The organism is Bradyrhizobium sp. P5_C11_2 (assembly GCF_054049755.1).
In genome coordinates this window covers 1-1,326 of sequence record NZ_JBFULT010001021.1, presented here as the reverse complement: position 1 = coordinate 1,326, position 1,326 = coordinate 1, and the positions used below count along the sequence as shown (strand labels likewise).

2 protein-coding genes are annotated in these 1,326 nt (G+C 64.7%); one reads left to right on the top strand and one right to left on the bottom strand.

All coding sequences use genetic code 11. The features are described from left to right. Positions 1 to 812 (bottom strand): ABC transporter substrate-binding protein (locus ACXJL8_RS41315; RefSeq protein ID WP_456687062.1); only part of this gene is annotated, 812 nt, incomplete at its 3' end. An 87-nt stretch (positions 813 to 899) separates the two neighbouring features. On the opposite strand from ACXJL8_RS41315, the gene ACXJL8_RS41310 reads away from it, so the two are divergent. Beyond that, positions 900 to 1,259 (top strand): hypothetical protein, encoded by a 360-nt coding sequence (locus tag ACXJL8_RS41310; protein ID WP_456621028.1) that lies wholly within the window; start codon positions 900 to 902, stop codon positions 1,257 to 1,259. Positions 1,260 to 1,326 lie beyond the last annotated feature (67 nt).

Genomic DNA, 1,326 nt, shown 5'->3' with positions numbered 1-1,326 from the left:
GTCTTGAGCATCGCCGGATCGGTCGCGCCGGTGAGCGGCGCGACCTTCTCCCACGCCGCGTCCGAGGTCACCAGCAACTGCTTGGCCTTGCGGGTCATCGCGATGAAGCGCGCCACCGTATCGCGGTGGCTCGCGGCCCAGCTCTCGTCGAAGACATAGCCGACCGCCGAGACCGCCCCCTTGGCGCCGAGCTTCGGCAGGATATCCTCGATGCCGGCGAGGCGTCGAAAGCCCTTGGCCTCGAGCTGGGCGCAGAAATTCCAGAAGTTGAGGCTCGCATCCATCTCGCCGTCCAGCGCCTTGGCGGCAATCAGCGGCGGGGCACCGTAGACGATGGTCGCGTCCGACTTCAGGTCGATGCCGTCCTGCTTCATCCGTGCTTGCAGCAGCAGCCAGCTCTTGTCGAGCGGACCTCCGCCGACGGCGAGCTTGCGCCCCTTGAGGTCGGCGAGCGACTTGATCGGCGAGGCGGCCGGCACCATCACCGCGCCGAGCGCGCTGGAATAGGGATAGAAGGTCAACTTGGCGCCGAGCGCGCGTTCGCGCGACACCCAAAGCCAGTCCGACAGCATGATGTCGGCGCTCCCGGCGCGAAGCGCGATCTTGCCGGCCTCGGGACTCGCGAGCTCGGTGACCTCGAGCGAGAGCCCGGCCTCCTTGTCGAGCCCATTGGTGCGGATCGTGGCCAGCTCCCAGGAGAATGTTCCGGTCTTCTGCACCGCAAGGCGGATCGTATCCGCGGCGCGGACGGTTGCGACCTGTGTCAGCGCCAGCGTCATCGCGAGCGCCAATGTTCGACCAAGAAGTCTCATCACCTTGTGAGCCGTTTCCTCGAAGGGAGTGCTTTTCAGGACAATACGCATAGCATAGCTTTGATCGCAACCAGCGGGAGGACGCCCATGAATCTGGCGGGACAGCTACGACCGATTGTCGCCGCATTGGCGGTGTGGGCCGCGACCGTGTACGCGGCGCGCGCCGAGGAGGCCAATGATTATCCGACCTCCGCRCGCGCCGAATACGTCTATGGCTGCATGAAGGCCAATGGCGAGAGCCGGCAGTCGATCGAGCAATGTTCCTGCTCGATCGACGTGGTTGCCTCGATCGTGTCCTATGAGCGTTACGTCACCGCGGAAACCGCGCTCAGCATGTCCCAGGTCCGCGGCAATCTCGGCGTCCAGTTCCGCACGTCGGAGCAGGCGAATTCCGCGGTGAATGATCTCAGGCGGGCGCAGGCGGAAGCCGAGGTGAGGTGTTTTTGAATCTCTTGGACGTCATTCCGGGGCGATGCGAAGCATCGAACCCGGAATCTCGAGATTCCGGGTTCGG